This window comes from Halovalidus salilacus, from assembly GCF_031852275.1.
In the GTDB taxonomy this organism is placed as follows: Archaea; Halobacteriota; Halobacteria; order Halobacteriales; family Natrialbaceae; genus Halovalidus; species Halovalidus salilacus.
Genome location: NZ_CP134700.1, coordinates 3,026,606 through 3,042,641, shown reverse-complemented (window position 1 = coordinate 3,042,641; position 16,036 = coordinate 3,026,606). Strand labels below are relative to the sequence as shown.

The 16,036-nt window shown below is 65.4% G+C and carries 13 protein-coding genes and 1 tRNA gene; 3 read left to right on the top strand and 11 right to left on the bottom strand.

The features are described 5' to 3' along the window. Positions 1 to 156: 156 nt before the first annotated feature. From RJT68_RS14995 to RJT68_RS14980, 4 genes are all read right to left on the bottom strand, one after another. Positions 157 to 2,085 carry a methyl-accepting chemotaxis protein gene (locus RJT68_RS14995; protein ID WP_407037356.1) on the bottom strand — a complete coding sequence of 643 codons (1,929 nt, stop codon included), beginning with the start codon at positions 2,083 to 2,085 and terminating at the stop codon, positions 157 to 159. Positions 2,086 to 2,603: 518 nt separating this feature from the next. Then, the gene (locus tag RJT68_RS14990; protein WP_407037355.1) at positions 2,604 to 3,707 is read right to left on the bottom strand and encodes a tyrosine-type recombinase/integrase; all 1,104 of its coding nucleotides are present in this window, start codon (positions 3,705 to 3,707) and stop codon (positions 2,604 to 2,606) included. Between the two features lie 166 nt (positions 3,708 to 3,873). Then, positions 3,874 to 3,948, bottom strand: a tRNA-Glu gene (locus RJT68_RS14985). A gap of 178 nt (positions 3,949 to 4,126) precedes the next feature. Continuing rightward, the gene (locus tag RJT68_RS14980) at positions 4,127 to 5,446 is read right to left on the bottom strand and encodes a DUF7343 domain-containing protein (protein WP_407037354.1); all 1,320 of its coding nucleotides are present in this window, start codon (positions 5,444 to 5,446) and stop codon (positions 4,127 to 4,129) included. Between the two features lie 211 nt (positions 5,447 to 5,657). Here RJT68_RS14980 and RJT68_RS14975 point away from each other — a divergent pair, with 211 nt between their 5' ends. Continuing rightward, positions 5,658 to 6,236 (top strand): MBL fold metallo-hydrolase, encoded by a 579-nt coding sequence (locus RJT68_RS14975; RefSeq protein ID WP_407037353.1) that lies wholly within the window; start codon positions 5,658 to 5,660, stop codon positions 6,234 to 6,236. Here RJT68_RS14975 and RJT68_RS14970 read toward each other — a convergent pair whose 3' ends face one another. From RJT68_RS14970 to RJT68_RS14950, 5 genes are all read right to left on the bottom strand, one after another. Next, positions 6,237 to 7,307 (bottom strand): ABC transporter ATP-binding protein, encoded by a 1,071-nt coding sequence (locus RJT68_RS14970; protein ID WP_407037352.1) that lies wholly within the window; start codon positions 7,305 to 7,307, stop codon positions 6,237 to 6,239. Next, on the bottom strand, positions 7,304 to 9,379 hold the full coding sequence (locus tag RJT68_RS14965; protein ID WP_407037351.1) for an ABC transporter permease: 2,076 nt from the start codon (positions 9,377 to 9,379) through the stop codon (positions 7,304 to 7,306). The genes RJT68_RS14970 and RJT68_RS14965 overlap by 4 nt, the downstream gene beginning before the upstream one ends. A 57-nt stretch (positions 9,380 to 9,436) precedes the next feature. After that, positions 9,437 to 10,570 (bottom strand): thiamine ABC transporter substrate-binding protein, encoded by a 1,134-nt coding sequence (locus RJT68_RS14960; RefSeq protein WP_407037350.1) that lies wholly within the window; start codon positions 10,568 to 10,570, stop codon positions 9,437 to 9,439. 103 nt (positions 10,571 to 10,673) lie between these two features. After that, positions 10,674 to 11,564: an ATPase gene (locus tag RJT68_RS14955; RefSeq protein WP_407037349.1), complete on the bottom strand. Its 891-nt coding sequence runs from the start codon at positions 11,562 to 11,564 to the stop codon at positions 10,674 to 10,676. Further along, positions 11,561 to 11,902, bottom strand: a complete 342-nt coding sequence (locus RJT68_RS14950; RefSeq protein WP_407037348.1) for a DUF5827 family protein — start codon at positions 11,900 to 11,902, stop codon at positions 11,561 to 11,563. Before RJT68_RS14950 ends, RJT68_RS14955 begins: the two co-directional genes overlap by 4 nt. Before the next feature lie 151 nt (positions 11,903 to 12,053). Here RJT68_RS14950 and RJT68_RS14945 point away from each other — a divergent pair, with 151 nt between their 5' ends. Together RJT68_RS14945 and RJT68_RS14940 are read left to right on the top strand one after the other, a co-directional pair. Then, complete coding sequence (locus tag RJT68_RS14945; RefSeq protein WP_407037347.1) at positions 12,054 to 12,278, top strand: hypothetical protein; 225 nt, start codon at positions 12,054 to 12,056, stop codon at positions 12,276 to 12,278. A 171-nt stretch (positions 12,279 to 12,449) separates the two neighbouring features. Beyond that, on the top strand, positions 12,450 to 14,258 hold the full coding sequence (locus tag RJT68_RS14940) for a sensor histidine kinase (protein WP_407037346.1): 1,809 nt from the start codon (positions 12,450 to 12,452) through the stop codon (positions 14,256 to 14,258). A gap of 264 nt (positions 14,259 to 14,522) precedes the next feature. Here RJT68_RS14940 and sod read toward each other — a convergent pair whose 3' ends face one another. Both sod and RJT68_RS14930 read right to left on the bottom strand, forming a co-directional pair. After that, positions 14,523 to 15,125, bottom strand: coding sequence for a superoxide dismutase (sod, locus tag RJT68_RS14935; RefSeq protein ID WP_407037345.1), 603 nt, complete (start codon positions 15,123 to 15,125; stop codon positions 14,523 to 14,525). A 402-nt stretch (positions 15,126 to 15,527) separates the two neighbouring features. Beyond that, positions 15,528 to 15,890 (bottom strand): DUF7344 domain-containing protein, encoded by a 363-nt coding sequence (locus tag RJT68_RS14930; protein WP_407037344.1) that lies wholly within the window; start codon positions 15,888 to 15,890, stop codon positions 15,528 to 15,530. Positions 15,891 to 16,036 lie beyond the last annotated feature (146 nt).

Genomic DNA, 16,036 nt, shown 5'->3' with positions numbered 1-16,036 from the left:
ATTTTAGTGACGTAACTGGGGGACAATTTAAAACACGGATATACTCTGCTCGGACACTTCAGGCAATGATCGAGATGAGCGCACTCTCTCGAGGTATTGGGGCTGAAATTCTATCGGGTCAGCCCTCCACATCCATTTACAGAATTATTACCGAAGCTAATCTACAGTAATTGGCTCATTCGCAACCTCGAATTTCCGAAGGTGTTGGTGGAGTCGTTCAGCTTGATCGGCTAACGATCTAGCTTCAGCGGTTGCTTGCGACATCGCGGAGAGTTGTTCAGCTGCGGCCGTGGACACGCTGTGTGCTTCTTCAGCGGTCGCCGCACTGATTTCCGCCACCCTCTCGACCATCGAGACAGTTTCCTCGGTACTCGCGGCCTGATCGTCGGTCGCATTACTAATCTCACGGATACCGTCAGCAGTTTCCTCGGCGTTTTCGGTTACAGTCGTGAACGCATCGGCTGCATTCTCGACGGCGGTAGCACTGTGTTCCATATGCTCTGCGGCTGTACGGGCTTCCGTGACGGTTTCAGCTGTCTGCTCTTGAGTCACGGCGATAATTTCTTCTATGTCTTGAGCGGCTTCTTTCGTTTCTTCGGCTAACTGTTTGACCTCATTAGCGACCACGGTGAAACCGTCGCTCGCCCCTCCTCCGTTGCTGGTTACTGCTCGTGCGGCCTCAATATTTGCGTTCAGGGCTAGCAAGTTGGTTTGTTCAGCAATATCGCTAATTAGATCGACTATCTCACCAATACTGCTCATCTGCTCGTTGAGGGCCTGTACCTTCCCTGTGGTGGAATTTATCGCCTCCTGGGACTCGTTGACGCTCTCGAGTGCGTCACGGGAAGTTTCCTCACCGGCAATTGCTACGTTGGCTGTGTCCTGTGACGTATCGACAACGGTTGCTGCGGAAGCGGTGACCTCTTCGATAGTCGCAGAGAGCTTATTCATTTCGTCGGAAACTTCTTCGAGTGTCTCGCGCTGGTCGTCTGCGCCGTCAGCAATTTCCGCGATAGACTGCGTAACGTTCTCACTGAGTTCTTCAACTGTCATCACACCGTCCATCGTCTTCTCACTTGCACCTGATACTTCGTGAGCGACTAACTGGATCTCGTGCATCGTCGATTCGATCTCGTCCATCATCTCGTTGAACGCATTGCCGATCCGTTCCATCGCCTCGCTCTCGCTGTCGCTGTCAAGTCGGGTGGTGAGATCGCCATCTGCTGCGCGGCGCATCTCCGTGTTGTATTCGCTGGCCTTCTCCTCCAGATGCTGATTGAGCTGTTCGACTTCCGCTCGACGTCCTTCGGCCTTCTCTTTCGCTTTTTCAGCCTCTGCTTTCGCGTTCTGGGCTGCGGCTTTCGCGTTCTCCGCTTCTGCCTTCGCTTCTTCAGCGTCTTTAATTTCTGCCTTCTGTTTTGCGACGAGATCGAGCTGCCGTTGGGCCTCTTCTCGAGACTTCTCGATTGAGTACCAATTGATAACGAGTGCTCCTGCGAGCGCAGTTATGAACGTGGCGTGAATTCCACCCCATACGATCGGGTTCGTAACGGCGGCTGGGTGATTATAGACGAGACTCGCATCCATTAGACTGAAAGCACCGTGACCGATCGCCACGTAACCCATCCCGACCGCGAACGGTAACCAATCTTCGTACAGGGCGAGTACGGCGAGAAACACGAAAAAGTGAAAATGTGCTTCAATGTATCCGCCCGAAAGCTTCACCAGCGCCATTGAGACGGTCATCGCGCTGAACGCAGCAGTCATTGTCCGTTGGCGCCGTCCAAATCGTGACCAGTTCGCCAGTGCTGCGGTACCGAGAATCACGATCGCAAAGCCTCCGAGCATCCACCATGGGACCGTTGGAATCTCCGCACCAGTGAACGGGTCCGTTCCTTCGTAGATGCCGAGGGCTAGTAGCAGCGGGACCTGTACGGCGATTAGTAACAAGATGCTTCGGTGGCGCCTCTCCCACATCTCTTCTGGTATCGACGTCCCGTCGGGAATGTACCGAACAAACTCTTTCACCTTGTCTACGCCGCCCCCTGGTTCACGCTGTGGAGTCTCAACTGTTGCTCCGGTCATACGGAAACCAAAAACTCATTAGACAAGTAGTTTCCTCTGATTACAGAATTCGATTCACAGAATCCGTGCTAAAGGAACAGCAAGGAAGAGCTGTTCGGCAGTCGCCCGGCTCAGTCCATCAACGCCGTGCGCGGGCTTCCCATCTCGGAGTACCTCGTCTTCGTATTCGAGGCCGTCTTGTCGCTGTTTAAATAGGAGACAGACTTCTCGTAGCTCGTCACGCTTGTCGTCTAACTTCTCGATCCGTACGTTGTGCTCGCAGATCTCGTCTACAATCGCATCCGTGGCGGCGTACTCAGCAACGACATTTTGAAAAACACCGATCCACGGCTCGTCGTCCCCCGGAGCGGCTCGAACGCATTTCGCGCCGAAACGTTCTCGAGTCGGATAGTAACACGTATCTCGATTTGATCACGTTCTTCGACTGCATTCTTGAGTTTCCTGGCCAGCGTCACTAACAATGAGAAGCTCGAGGTTCCGCCAGCGAGTAAACCGAGCCGAGCGATCGGTAGCGCTCGTCAGCCCAAGCGGTCAAGGGCGTCTTGCCGATCCTCGACGGGCGTCTGGTCGTATTTCATCGTCGTCTCCGGACTCTTGTGCCGGAGTTGGGTCTGTGCGGCTGCGAGGTCCTCTTCACGAGTCATGTAGGTGCCAGTGGAGTGTCGGATCGTATACCAACTCATCTGTCGGTCCGCGTACTCGATGCCGGCGATGTCGCACAACTCGTGGAGGATCCGCCGGAGGGCGGCAGCGCCGTACGGGTTCCCTTCTCGAGTCAACCACAACTCGTCTCTCCCCTCGTACAGGTCGTACGTCGCACGCTGGGCGAGCCACCGCTCGAGCGTGCTGACCGTACGGCTGCTGAGACTCACCCGCCAGTTATCCTCGTTCTTCGAGCTATCCTCGATGGGGATCCGCAGGATCCCGTTGTCGAGATCGACCCACTGCACTACGGCTCGTTCGACCTCGATCGGGCGCAGAGCGGCGTCGAGGCTGACGCTGACGAGACTAGGGATCTTCCAGTCGTTGGCTCGTTCCCAGTCTCGCTTCGTAACCTCGTCTGCTGGCTTCTCGAACCGTTGCGCGAGGTAGGCCGTGATCTCACGTCGTTCGCGGGGTGAGGCGTTATTGTACGATGGGACGCTCCCGTACTCGAGCGCCGCTTCCCGAACGAGTTTCCGCTCTTTGAGCGTGAGGTAGTCTCGAGGCGTCGTCGTTCCGCTGTCGGAGGTGAACGTGATCGCCGGGTCCCACTCGTCACCGCCTCGCTCGTGGGCGCGCCATTTGAATAGCATCCGAACGGCTTTCTGACACAGGTCGCGGTGCGTATCGCTACAGTCGGCGTACGCGAGTTCCTGCATCCACGCGTCGGCGTGGTCGTGAGTGACGGCGGTGGTGTACTGTCCTTCTTCGTCCCACACGTACCGGTAGAACTGGTCCATTCGGTAGATGCGGTTCTTGACCGTGCTCTCGGCGTACCCTTTCGCTTTTTTGGGATCGATGCCGAATGTGAGCAACCACTTGATGGTCGCTTCCCGCTCGGTGCGGTAATCGACGAGTTGACGCTCGTTGAGCCGCTCCGCGGTCGGTTCGGGGACGACGGCGAAGTCGCTCAGATCCATGCCGACCACCGGTGGGTGAGTCCTGCGAATCGAATTGCAGGGCAAATACTCGTAATCGCGGTACGGCGTCGGGGTGCCCCGACCTTCTGAATCGAATTGCCTTCGAGCCACATGGTTACGTGAAGTTAGCGCGGGCTCGAAATCGAAAGACGGCGGCAGGAAGGAGTGCTCCGACGGGGATTTGAACCCCGGTCATTGCCTCGAGAGGGCAATATGATTGGCCGGACTACACTATCGGAGCGTGCGTCGCTTGCATCTGAACGTAACGCGCATCGATGTTTAAGGATTCCGTTTCGACTCGACGTTGCGCCGCCGTCGCACGGTGAGCGTCTGTCACGCCAACCGGTTTTCCAGCCGTCTCGAATCTCGAGGCGGGATCCATTCGGGCCCAAAAACCGAGCGCCGTGCCGACCGCCGCGTCACTCGTCGAACGGCGACTTCGTCGCCTCGGGTTCGAAGCCCTCGAGGCTGATGATGTTCTCGCGACCAACGCGAAGTTTGCTGATGGTGCCCTCGTCTTCCATCTCCGAGAGGAGCATGCTCACCTTGGACTTCGACCAGCCCGTCTCGTCGACGATGTTGACCTGTTTCATCCGACCGCCGTTCTCGCGGATGAGGGTGACGACGCGGTCCTCGTCGGTGAGCAGTTCTTCCTCCGGAAGGGGCGAACCCGCGGATTCGGTCCGGCCGGCCGCCTCGGGGGCGGCACCGCCGTTCCCATCGTCGACGGCGACGTCGGCCGGCGGCGTCGGCGCATCACGGAAGTCGTCCTCGCCGTCGTGACCGCTTCGTCGACGGTACCACAGGGCTCCCCCTCCGACGCCGAGACCGACGACGGCGGCCAGGAGCAGCCAACCGAGATCGCCCTCGACGGGATCCGTCGTGGTGCTTGCTTGGTCCCCCTCCGCGGGCGATCCGCCGTTCGGTGTGAGTTCGACCGTCGGCTGGCCGTCGACGAACTCCCGTTCGCCTTTCCACGTCAGTGAGTTCGCCCCTTCGAGGGATGCAACGTCGTCGTAGCTCTCGGGATACGCCTCCACGAAGACGAGGTCGTCGCCGGGCCTGATGACGAGCGACTGGTCGGAGGTGAGGTACATCTCGTCGAAGACGTCCCCGACGACGACCGCGTCGCCGTCGGTTTCCGCGAAGTTCGTCCAGGTGAACGACATCTCGACGACGCCTCTCTCGTTGAGTCCGTGTTCGACCCCCGCGGAGCGGTTGAAATCGGTCGCTTCCATCTCGCGACCGGTGTTCTCGGCGCCCGTTTCGGCGAGGGCCGTCGCCTGGGTCTGGAACCCCTCGTAGAGGTCGGTCTCCTCGGTTTCGAACTCCTCGGCGAACGTCTCGAAGTCGTCGATCTCGTCGTCCTCGAGGTGGCGTTCCTTCTGGAAGGTCCACTCTGCCGTACCGTTCTCGGAGACGGTGATCTCGAATCTGGTGTTGTTGAACTCGTCGATGGACTCCGCTTCCTGGAGCGCGTAGCTGGTCGTCGAGTCGTCCGCGACTCCCGGCTCGAGCGTCGTCGAGTACGTCAGTGGCGACTCGATCGCGGGGTACTCCCCGCCCGATCCTGGATCTGCACTCGAGAGTGCGGGAACCGTCGCCGACGTCCCGGCGTCCGTTCCTGACGGGCTCGTCGTGGGGGAACCGCTCCCGGAGACCTGCGCGTTACTCCCCGAGACCGCCGCGGGGAGGACCAGGAGTACGATGACGAGCCCTGCCAGAACCGACCGATTCATTCGTCTACCACTACGTGCCCCGGCTAAAAATCCTTGTGAATACCGGAGCGCCGTCTCGGCGACGGCGTCTCGGGCCCGTCGCGGCGTCTCTGCCGGTCGAACCGGCTCGAGAAAGCGACCGGTCGAGCGACCGACGGACGGCGAAACCGGGTGATCGTGGGGGGAGAGCGATGTCGACACGCACAAACCGTGCGCCTGCGTATCGGGGGTCATGATCGCCAATCTGGCCCAGGGCGTGCAGGCGTTTACGAGCAACGCGTACCTCGTCCCCGGCGACCGGACCGTCCTCGTGGACCCGGGGGCGAACTTCGACGTCGTCGAGCGCATCGACGACCGCGTCGACGACCTCGACGCGGTCGTGGTGACCCACACCCACCGCGACCACGTGGGGAACCTCGAGGCGGTGAAATCGGCGTTCGACGTCGACGCCTGGGGCTTCGATCCCTCCGTCGACGGGATCGACCACCAGATCGAGGACGAGGAGACGGTCGTCCTCGGCGACGACGAGTACGTCGCGTTGCACACGCCCGGCCACAAGGACGATCACCTCTGTTTCTACGCCGAGGGACCCGGGATCTGCTTCGCGGGCGACCTCGTCTTCCAGAACGGCAGCTTCGGTCGCACGGACCTGCCGGAGGGCGACCGCGAAACCCTGATCCGCAGCATCGATCGGCTCCTCGAGTGGATCGACGAGGGCCTCCGGGAGATGCACACGGGCCACGGTCCGAGCGTGACGAATCGGCCGTACGACCACGTCGAGCTGGCGGCGCAAATGGCCCGGCAGGTCTGATCACCGAGCCGGGAGGACGCGCGCGTCTTCGGGGTCGAAGCCGACCGTAACCTCGCCGCCGTCGTCGCCGTCGACTCCGCGTTCGGGATCGTCCTCGAGTCGCAAGACGATCGGGACGCCGTTCCACCGACCGTAGGCGCGGACGCGTTCGCCCCGGAACTCGCTCGCCTCGAGGGCGACGGAGATGCGGTTCGACTCGGCGTCGGGCGAGAGCGCCGCCGCCCGGACGCAGATGGTCACGCGGTCGGCGCCGTCGGGGACGCCGGCCACCTCGAGCGTCGACTCGCCGACGGCGACGCGCGCCCGATCGCCGTCCCGAGCGTCGACGACGCCGTCGAAGACGTTGTTGTCCCCGACGAACTCGGCCACGAAGCGCGTCTTCGGTTTTCGATAGATCTCCCGGGGCGTTCCGACCTGCTCGAGCCGGCCGTCGCGCATCACCGCGAGGCGGTCCGAGAGCGCGAGCGCCTCCTCCTGGTCGTGGGTGACGTAGACGGTCGTGATTCCGAGGTCCGACTGGATTCGCGCGAGCTGACGGCGCAGCGTCTCCCGGAGGCGGGCGTCGAGGGCGCTCATCGGCTCGTCCAGCAGCAGGAAATCGGGTTCGGGCGCGAGCGCGCGGGCGAGGGCGACTCGCTGTTGCTGGCCGCCCGAGAGCTGGTCCGGCCGCCTGTCGCCCATCCCCTCGAGGTCGACCAGCGCCAGGAGGTCCGCGACGCGCTCGTCCGGGCTCGTGCCGCCCGGCGGCGCGCGGAACCGGAGGCCGTAGCCGACGTTCTCCGCGACGGTCATGTGCGGGAAGAGGCCGTAGCTCTGGAAGACGACGCCCACGTCGCGCGCTTCGGGTGGGACGCCGGTCATCGGCCGCCCGTCGAAGGCGACCGTCCCCTCGGTCGGCTCCTCGAACCCGGCGATCGTTCGGAGCGTGGTCGTCTTTCCGCAGCCCGAGGGGCCGACGAGCGCGAAGAACTCGCCGTCCTCGACGGTCAGGCTGACGTCCCGAAGCGCGGCCGTTCCCCGGTCGCCCGTTCCGTAGCGCTTCGTCACGCCCTCGAGTCGCAGTTCGGTCACGGGCGATCCCCCCGGTTCGTTCGCCCGCCGGTCGCGCTCGGGCGCTCGGTCGTCCGTTCGCGTCTCCGTCCGGCGGTGTCGCTCTCGGGTTCGGGTTCGCTCATGGCCCCGTTCTCCCGCACCGGCTCCCGCTCGCGTTCGTTTCGGGGCGCGCCCTCGCCCGTACGTGGCGACCGGGGCCACCGCATCCCCGCGCCGACGCGGTCGATGACGACGAAACTCGCCGCGGTGACGAACAGGAGGATCGATCCCATGGCGATCGCCGGGCCGGATCGACGGCCCAGGTACCGCTCGACGGCGACCGGCATCGTGTAACTCTCGCCGCCGGTGGCCAAAACCACCGTCGAAGAGAACTCGCCGATAGAGATGGCGAACGCGAACGCCGCGCCGGCGACGATCCCGCCCCTGATCAGCGGGAGTTCGACGTCGATCAACGCTCGCACGCGCGTGGCGCCCAGCGCGCGGGCCGATTCGACCATCGCCGGGTCGAGACTCGAGAGCAGCGGCGAGACGTTTCGCGTCACGAACGGGTAGGCCGCGACCGCGTGGGCGACGACGATCGCGCCGGCGCCGGTCACCTGGACGCGCCACCCGCCGGGGAGCGGGACGCCGAAGACGAGGCCCCGGAGGAGGCCGATGCCGAAGACGACGCCGCTGACCGCCAGCGGCACCATCGCGAGCGCGTCGACGATCGTCCCCGCTCGCCCGGCCCGGGCCGTCAGCACCGAGACGGCGACGCCCATCGGGACCGCCACGACGAGCGTCGCCGCTCCGAACGCCAGGGAGTTCCGGATCGCCGGGAGCGGTAGCGTCTGGAAGCTCTCGCCCTCGAGCTGGCGCTCGAGGAGGAAGGCGTAGTGGCGGAGGGTGAAGCCGGAGCCGTCGGTGACGCTCTCCAGGACGAGGCTCGCCATCGGGCCGACGAATACGACGAGCGCGAGGAGGCCGTAGCCGGCGAGGGCGAGCCGTTTCGGCGTCAGGGCGGTCCGCAGGTCGGGAAACAGGGGCTCCCGCGGCGGTGGCGACGGCGCCCGGGCGAAGCCGACCTGCGCGGACTCGTACCGGAGGTAGGCGTAGGTCAGTCCCAGCGACAGGATCGTCTCGAGGACGGCGAGCGAGGCGGCTTCGGCGTAGGCGAGTCGCCGGATGCGGTCGTATATCCAGACCTCGACGGTCGCGAGGCGGAGCCCGCCCAGGGCCAGCACGATGGGGAACGTCATGAACGTGAAGACGAACGTCAGGAGGGCGCCGGTGAGGACGGACGGTACGAGCTGCGGGACGACGACGTCCCGGAAGGCCCGGCGCTCGCTCGCCCCGAGGCTCCGGGCGGTTTCGATCGTCCGGGCGTCGACGGACTCCCAGGCGGCGACGGCGAGTCTGGCGACCAGCGGCGCGTTGTAGAAGGCGTGGGCGAGGACGACGACCGCGAGCGGGCTCGTCTCGACGAACGCGTACGGACCCAGGCCGACGGCGCCGAGCAGCGCGTTGAGCGTGCCCGCTCGTCCGAAGGTCGCGTAGAAGCCGACGGCGACCAGGATGCCCGGCAGGACGAACGGGAGGATCGTCAGGGACCGGATCGTTCGCCGGCCGGGAAACTCGTAGTTCGCGAGGACGTACGCGCCCGGCAGCCCCAGCGCGACGCTCGCGACCGTCGAGAGCGCGGCCTGGTAGGCCGTGAAGCCGAACAGCCCCGTTCGCACGCCCGGCGTCTCGACGGAGAGCCACGGTACCGGGAGGTCGACGCCGGGGATCGGGTGGACGAACGTCGGCGAGATCGAGACCGACGCGAGCCACCCCGCGAGCGAGCCGAGGTGCGTCCCGACGGCGAGCGGATCAGCGAAGACGTCCGCGAGGACGCCGACGTAGAACGGATCGGTCAGGACGTCGACGAGGTGATCGAGCGTCGGCGCGCCGCCCTCGAGCAGGGCGTCGGCGAAGACCACCCCGACCGGGAGGTAGAGCATCACGAGGAGGACGGCCGCCGTGGCGACGGCGGTCGCCCCGAGCGCGTGGCGCTCGACGAACTCGTGGACGCGGTCGCGATCGACGGTGAAACGTGGTGTCGGGAACACGGGTACTGGTCTGTCTCGGATTGGGCTCGAGTCGCGTTCGGACGTCGGAGCCGACCGTTACCGGCCGACGAACTCGCGCGCCCAGTCGTCGACCCACCCCTCGAGGTTGCCCCGGAGGTCGTCGTAGCCGAGCGTGACCGGCTCCGGCGGCACGTGGGCGTGCTCGTCGAACTCCTCGTCGAGGTCGACGTGTTCCTCGCCGACAGCCGGGAACTGGACGTTGCGCTGAGCGATCTCCGCCTGGGCCTCACTCGAGAGGACGAAGTCGAAGAAGTCGTAGGCCAGATCGACGTTCGACGCGTCCTCGAAGATCGCCATCCCCTCGGGGTTGGCGTACCCCTGGTCGTTCGGGAACGCGACCCGGTGGCGGGACATGTCGTACCCCTCGGCGCTCGCGTACACCTGGTCGGTCGAGTAGGAGACGACCATCGGTCGCTCCTCCTCCATGTAGGCGCCGTAGTACGACTCGCTCCAGTCCTCGAGCACGCGAGCGCCGTTGTCCTTCAGTTCGCGCCAGTACTCGAGGAAGCCGTCCTCGCCGAAGGCGTCGATCGTCCACAGCAGGAACGCCTGCCCCGGAGCGGAGGTCTGGGCGTTCTGGGCCAGCAGCGCGTCCTCGTAGGCGGGTTCGGTCAGGCCCTCGAGCGTCTCCGGTTCGTCGACTTCGGTCTCGTCGTAGACGATGCAGATGTACCCCGTGTCGTAGGGGAGGACGCGCCCGTGGGGGTCGCCCATCTCGAGTTCGTCGCGGACGCGGTCGGCCCGCTCGACCGCGCCGCGGTCGAGTTCGCGGAACAGCCCGCCGGCGCCGCCGGCGTCGCCGTCGCCGCCGTCGAGGCCGTCGTCGGCCGTGACGAGGTCGTCGACGTTCAACCCGAGGTAGACGTCGGCGTCGATCGACCGACCCGCGTTCGCCCGCTCGACGTAGTGGGTGATCCCCTGATCGGGAAGCTGGGTCCACTCGAGTTCGGCGTCCGGGTGCTCCTCCTCGAACGCCTCCTTGAGCCAGGGACCCGCCGGATCGTCTCCGTCGATCATCGACTCGTAGGTGACCACGGTTAGCCTTCCGTCGTCGCCGTCGGTACCGTTACCGTCACCGTCGTCGGAATCGTCGCCGTCCCGAGTGAGACAGCCCGCGAGTCCGAGCGCGGTCCCGCCGCCGAGCGCGCCGACGAACGTTCGTCGCTTCATTACTCGGTTGTTACACCGGGTAGTCTTAACGGCTGTGATCCGGATGCCGGCCATCGCTGCCGCGAACGACGCTCGGCGGTGGCCGCTTCGGGGGCCGAGTCGGTCAGTCGGCGCCGGCCGCCTCGAGCAGCGCGTCGTAGGCGTCGGCGTACGCGTCGGCGATGCGAGCCGGCTGCGTGCGCTCCTCCCCGGGAAGCGGCGGGAGCGGGACTCGAGCGACCGGCTCGAGGTACTCGATTACGTCCGGGACGCGCTTCTCGAGGGCGCCGTCGATCGGACTCGAGCGGGCGACCTCGCAGCCCCTGGCGAAGCGATCGCCCCGGTAGATTCGCGCCCGGCCGGGTTCGACGGCCGCGACCGCGGCGACGCGCGCCGGATCGAGCGCCGCGAGCGGCCACGCGACGTCGCCGTAGGATTCGACGATGGCGACGTCCGCGGATTCGATCTCGGCGGCGAGCGCCTCGAACGCCGGCGCGTACGTCCGTTCCGTGACCGCGTTGAGTTCCTCGACCGATTCGACGACGAGGGCGTCCTCGAGCGGGAGGGCGTCGGCGACGGCGTCGGGGAGGTCCGCTCGGCCGTTCCGGACGTACCGCACGCCCTCGACGGTCCGGTCGCCGCGTCCGTCGTCACCGACGCCGGAATCGACGCCCGCTCGCTCGACACACGGTCGTCCGACGCGGTCGACGACGAACTCGCGGTCGCTCCGGCCGAGCAGCCCCGTTCCGCCGCCCGGCGACGGCCGCCAGAGCCGGTGGACGGGATTGAGCGTTTCGGGCGGCCGTCCCCGTCCCTCAGCGGCGGCGAGGCGCGCGGCGTCTTTCCCGAAGAGGCGTCCCTCGGCGAGCGCACGCCGGCAGTCGTCGTGGTCGAACCAGTAGTCGTTGCCGGCCCGGGGCTTGTAGCCGACGCCGCCGGTCCGCTCGAGCAGGCCGGCCGAGAACGTGGTCTTGCCGGCGTCGACGCGGTCGGCGCCGACGACGAGGAGGATCATTCGTCGTCGTCGCTGTCGCTATCGCCTTCGTCTTCGTCCCCGTTCTCGTCCGCGGTCGCGGCTCCGTCCCCGTCCGTTTTCAGCCCGTAGAAGCCGGGCTCGTCGTCGTGACGCGGTTCGGCGACGACGAGATCGTCGGCGTTGGTCATGATCCACGGAATCGCCCAGTCCAGCAGGACGTCCTCCGTCTCGCGGTCGATGTCCGCGTCGGGCTCGAGCCCCTGGAGGAGGCGTGCGATTTCGTAGACGGTGTACATTCGGTCGGCCTCGAGGAGTTCCTCGGGCGTGTAGAAGTCGCAGGGGTAGCGCTGGTCGAACTCGGATTTGGGAACGGGCATGGGTCGTGGTCGTGCTCGTCCGTACCGTCGGAACGGGCCTAAAACGTTCGTTCCCGGTCCGGATTTCGGCCCGGTCGCGCCGGACGAACCTCGACCGGCCGACCGAAACGGACCAATGAGCCTATAATCGCCGCCGCGAGATCGGCGACACATGACCGCCTCGAGCGATTCGAACGACGAACCGGACGTACCGATCCACTGCCTGGAGTGCGACACCCGGGCGCGCGTACCGCTCTCGAAGCTGGCCGAGACGCTCGAGCGCCACAACGACCGCCTCCACGACGGTAACGAGGTGGCGCGGGTCGATCCGGACGTCGCCGACCGACTGGCCGACCTCGTCGCCGCGGACATGGGACTGCTCGAGGACGCCGACTGATCGATCGACGCGAGTGTGGGATCGACCGCCCGGCGCTGGCGCCCATCGAGAATCTGACGATCGTCAGGTTCCGATGCTCGCCGAGTGCGGGCGGTGCTACCGGCACCCAACGTGGTGTCGTGCTAACAGTTAGCCAGTGGATTTTCTACGCTGGCCTCCAGAGGGGAAGCGATGGTAGCGAGCGCCGATCTGTTTCTTCCGATCTACGCCGCGGCGACGATCATCTCCGCGGGTCTCGCCGTCGTCGTGTTCCGTCACCGGGCGAAATCCGGCGCCGTGGCGCTGCTGGTGTGCGTGCTTTCGGTGATCGTATGGACCGGGTCGCTGTTCCTCGCCAGCGTCTTCGAGGACGCCTCCCTCTCGATGTTTTTCCACCGCTTCCTCTACGTCGGGGTCACGGGCTGCGTGGCGGCAACCGTGCTGTTCGCCCTGGAGTACACCGGTCGGGAACACCTGGTCCGACGCGAGACGGTGGCGCTGCTCTCGATCGAGCCGATCGTCGTCGTGACGCTTGCGTTCGTGAACCCGGGAAACGTCTTCTTCGAGTCGCTCGAGCCCGATCCGACGACCGCGACCGGGGTGACGCTCGAGTGGGGAATCGCCTTCGACGTCCACGTCGTCTATTCCTACGCCCTGCTGGCCGCGGCGACGGTGCTGATCGCCGAATTCTTGTATAGATCCCGGTCGAAAAGTCCATACCGGGGTCAGGCCGCGGCGCTGCTCGGTGGGACGGTGATCCCGTGGCTGGCGAACATCGTCGCAGTGTTCGGCGACGTTCGAGGGGACTCCACTGCGGTCGGGTTCGTCGTCGCGGGCGGACTTTACACGATCGCGATCGTCTGGTACGGCTTCGTCGACGTCACCCCCATCGCGCGCGATCGGGTCTTCGACACGATCTCCGAGGCTGTCATCGTCTTCGACGTGGACGGGCGGATCGTCGACGCGAACTCCGTCGGCAGGGCCCTCGCCGAGGACGTTCTCGGCGACTCGTCGATCGTCGGCCGGAACGTCGAAACCCTGTTCGCGGACGATCCGGATCTCCTCGATGCGTACGGAACGCTCACCGAGTCCGCGGACGAATCGCGCCTCGGGGTGTCACACTGCGGCAGGGACTACGCCATCCGCGCGACGCCGATCGACGACGGCCGGGATCGCCACGTCGGGTGGCTCGTCCACGTGACCGACGTCACCGAGCGTAACCGCCGCGAACGGGAACTCCGGCGCCAGAACGAGCGCCTGGATCGCTTCGCCAGCCTCGTCTCCCACGACCTCCGGAATCCGCTGAACGTCGCCGACGGCTACCTCGAACTCGCGTTCGAGGCGGACGACGACGAGCGGTACCTCGAAGAGATCGACCGCTCGCTCGAGCGCATGGTGACGATCATCGACGACGTGCTCGCGCTCGCTCGCGAGGGGGCGGCGGTGACCGATCCCCGGACGGTCGCGCTCGAATCGCTCGCCGAACGGGCCTGGAGCGTCGTCGACACCGGTGAGGCGACGCTGACGATCGACGCGGACGTTCGAATCCTCGCCGACTCCGAGCGCGTTCGACGCCTCCTCGAGAACCTCTTTCGGAACGCGATCGAACACGCTACCGACCGCGACGACGCGGCCGACCTCGAGGTGATCGTGGGGACGATCGGCGAAAGCGATCTCGAGTCGAGGGACGGCCCCGAAACCGACGAGATCGAAGGATTCTACGTCGAGGACGACGGCGACGGAATCCCGCCGGACGAGCGCGTCCGCGTTCTCGAGGACGGGTACACGACCGACCCCGAGGGGACCGGGATGGGGCTCTCGATCGTCGAGAGCATCGCCGCCGCCCACGACTGGTCGGTCCGCGTCGGCGAGGGCGATGACGGCGGCGCTCGGTTCGAGTTCACGGGCGTCGAGACCCGGTTGACCGCACCGTCATCGCCCTCACCAGACGGTGACCGAGACGAGGGGCCGTGGACGTCGTCTCGGTCACGCACGCGGTAAGAATCGAACGCGATAGGAACGGTCGAGACGGAGTCACCCGTCGAGGACGGCCGCGAGCAGTTCGACCGGGTTCGCCGGCTCATCGGTCGACGGACGGGAGATCGCCCTGCCCGTCTCGCTCGCCCGCTCGACTGGCGATCGAACGTGATCAACCGTGGCACCGTCGCCCGATCGCTGCTCTCGGCTCGAGGCGCCGTCCGTCGATCGCGATCTCGGGACCGGTGTGCGTAAAAAACTCGGGGGTGGCGGCTCGTCGCGTCCGACTTACTCGAAGTGGTCGAGACACTTCTGGTACTCCTCTTCGACGGAGTCCCAGTTGACGACGTCGAAGAAGGCGTCGATGAAGCTGCCGCGGTCCGGGCCGTAATCGTAGTAGTACGAGTGCTCCCAGACGTCCAGCGCGAGGACGGGGTGGGAGCCCCAGAGCGCGCCCTGATCGTGCTTGTCGACGGCCAGGTTGCGCAGCTGCTTCGAGACGGGGTCGTACACCAGCAGCGCCCAGCCGCCGGCGGCGCTCGCGGCCTTCTCGAACTCGCCCTTCCAGCCCTCGTAGGAGCCGAAGTCCTCCTCGATGCGGTCGGCGACGTCGCCGTCGGGTTCGCCGCCGCCGTCCGAGGACATGTTCTCCCAGAACAGCGTGTGGAGGTAGTGTCCACAGCCGTTGTGGGTGACGTTCTTGAGCGCGCCGGGCGTCGTGTCGAACTCGCCCGACTCGCGGTTCTCCGCGAGGGTCTCCTCGGCGGCGTTGAGCCCGTTGACGTACCCCTGGTGGTGGGTGTCGTGGTGCCAGGTGAGGACCTGCTCGGAGATCGATGGTTCCAGCGCGTCGTAATCGTACGGAAGTGATGGTAACTCGTGGTCAGTCATTGACTACACCCGTGAATCGTATCTCTCGCTCACGTGTTAAATTTTGAGGAGTGAAACGATACCATGGTTCACGACGGGTTCGCCGTCGCGTCACGGTCGCCACTCCCACGGTCGACCCACCACGAACCGCCTGTTAAATGTTTCTCGGGACGAACGTGCGGGGCCGGGCGAAACCGTCGCTTCTCTCCGCCGGACGCGGACGAGGCGACGTGGTGTCGAACGGATGCGGGTGGGTGACGAGGAGCGCAGAACGGACGCGGGCGACGAACCGAGAAGCGAACGGCGTCGGACGCTGGTGGAGATGGGTCGGCGGGAGCGGTCCGAAACTGGATGCGACGGGCATCGAGGTATCATCGTATCGGATCGATGCAGGCGCGACGACTCCTGCGAGCGGCGGTCGACTTACGGTCGCTCCTTGTGATGGGCGTGCTCGAGCCACTCCTCGAGCGATGGCTGGGTCCAGTACCGCACCGTCTCGCTGCGCGGGTCGTACTCGACGATGCCGGCGTCCTCGAGTTTCGGGAGGTGGACGTGCTGGAGGGAGGTCCGGACCGTCGTGCGGTGGTCCTCGACGTCGCCCTCGATGACCTCGTACGTGAGCACGCCGTCGACGAGGTCGTCGAGCGAGGAGACGCCGTCCGGGCGGTCGTACAGATAGTAAAGCGCGTAGCGGCGCCGTCGGTTCGCCAGCAAGTCGAACACCACGTCGAGCGACGGGGCGGATTTCGGCGCGACGGCCGTCGATTCCCGCTCCCGTTCACGCATCCCCGAACCACCTACCGTGAGTTACCATTCGAAACCACCAGGGCCACCTACAACAGCCGACACATTAGATGTTGCGTTCCCCTATAAGAATACATATCTTGCGTTCTCCAGAACCGGGGTCCGAAAAATGTCGACGAACGACGGTC

What these genes read in the sequence shown, in the direction of transcription:
- RJT68_RS14995 (WP_407037356.1), bottom strand. Translation starts at nt 2,085, where the DNA reads ATGACCGGAGCAACAGTTGAGACTCCACAGCGTGAACCAGGGGGCGGC.
- sod (WP_407037345.1), bottom strand. Translation starts at nt 15,125, where the DNA reads ATGACTGACCACGAGTTACCATCACTTCCGTACGATTACGACGCGCTG.
- RJT68_RS14930 (WP_407037344.1), bottom strand. Translation starts at nt 15,890, where the DNA reads ATGCGTGAACGGGAGCGGGAATCGACGGCCGTCGCGCCGAAATCCGCC.
- RJT68_RS14940 (WP_407037346.1), top strand. Translation starts at nt 12,450, where the DNA reads ATGGTAGCGAGCGCCGATCTGTTTCTTCCGATCTACGCCGCGGCGACG.
- RJT68_RS14975 (WP_407037353.1), top strand. Translation starts at nt 5,658, where the DNA reads ATGATCGCCAATCTGGCCCAGGGCGTGCAGGCGTTTACGAGCAACGCG.
- RJT68_RS14960 (WP_407037350.1), bottom strand. Translation starts at nt 10,570, where the DNA reads ATGAAGCGACGAACGTTCGTCGGCGCGCTCGGCGGCGGGACCGCGCTC.
- RJT68_RS14945 (WP_407037347.1), top strand. Translation starts at nt 12,054, where the DNA reads ATGACCGCCTCGAGCGATTCGAACGACGAACCGGACGTACCGATCCAC.
- RJT68_RS14990 (WP_407037355.1), bottom strand. Translation starts at nt 3,707, where the DNA reads ATGGATCTGAGCGACTTCGCCGTCGTCCCCGAACCGACCGCGGAGCGG.
- RJT68_RS14955 (WP_407037349.1), bottom strand. Translation starts at nt 11,564, where the DNA reads ATGATCCTCCTCGTCGTCGGCGCCGACCGCGTCGACGCCGGCAAGACC.
- RJT68_RS14980 (WP_407037354.1), bottom strand. Translation starts at nt 5,446, where the DNA reads ATGAATCGGTCGGTTCTGGCAGGGCTCGTCATCGTACTCCTGGTCCTC.
- RJT68_RS14950 (WP_407037348.1), bottom strand. Translation starts at nt 11,902, where the DNA reads ATGCCCGTTCCCAAATCCGAGTTCGACCAGCGCTACCCCTGCGACTTC.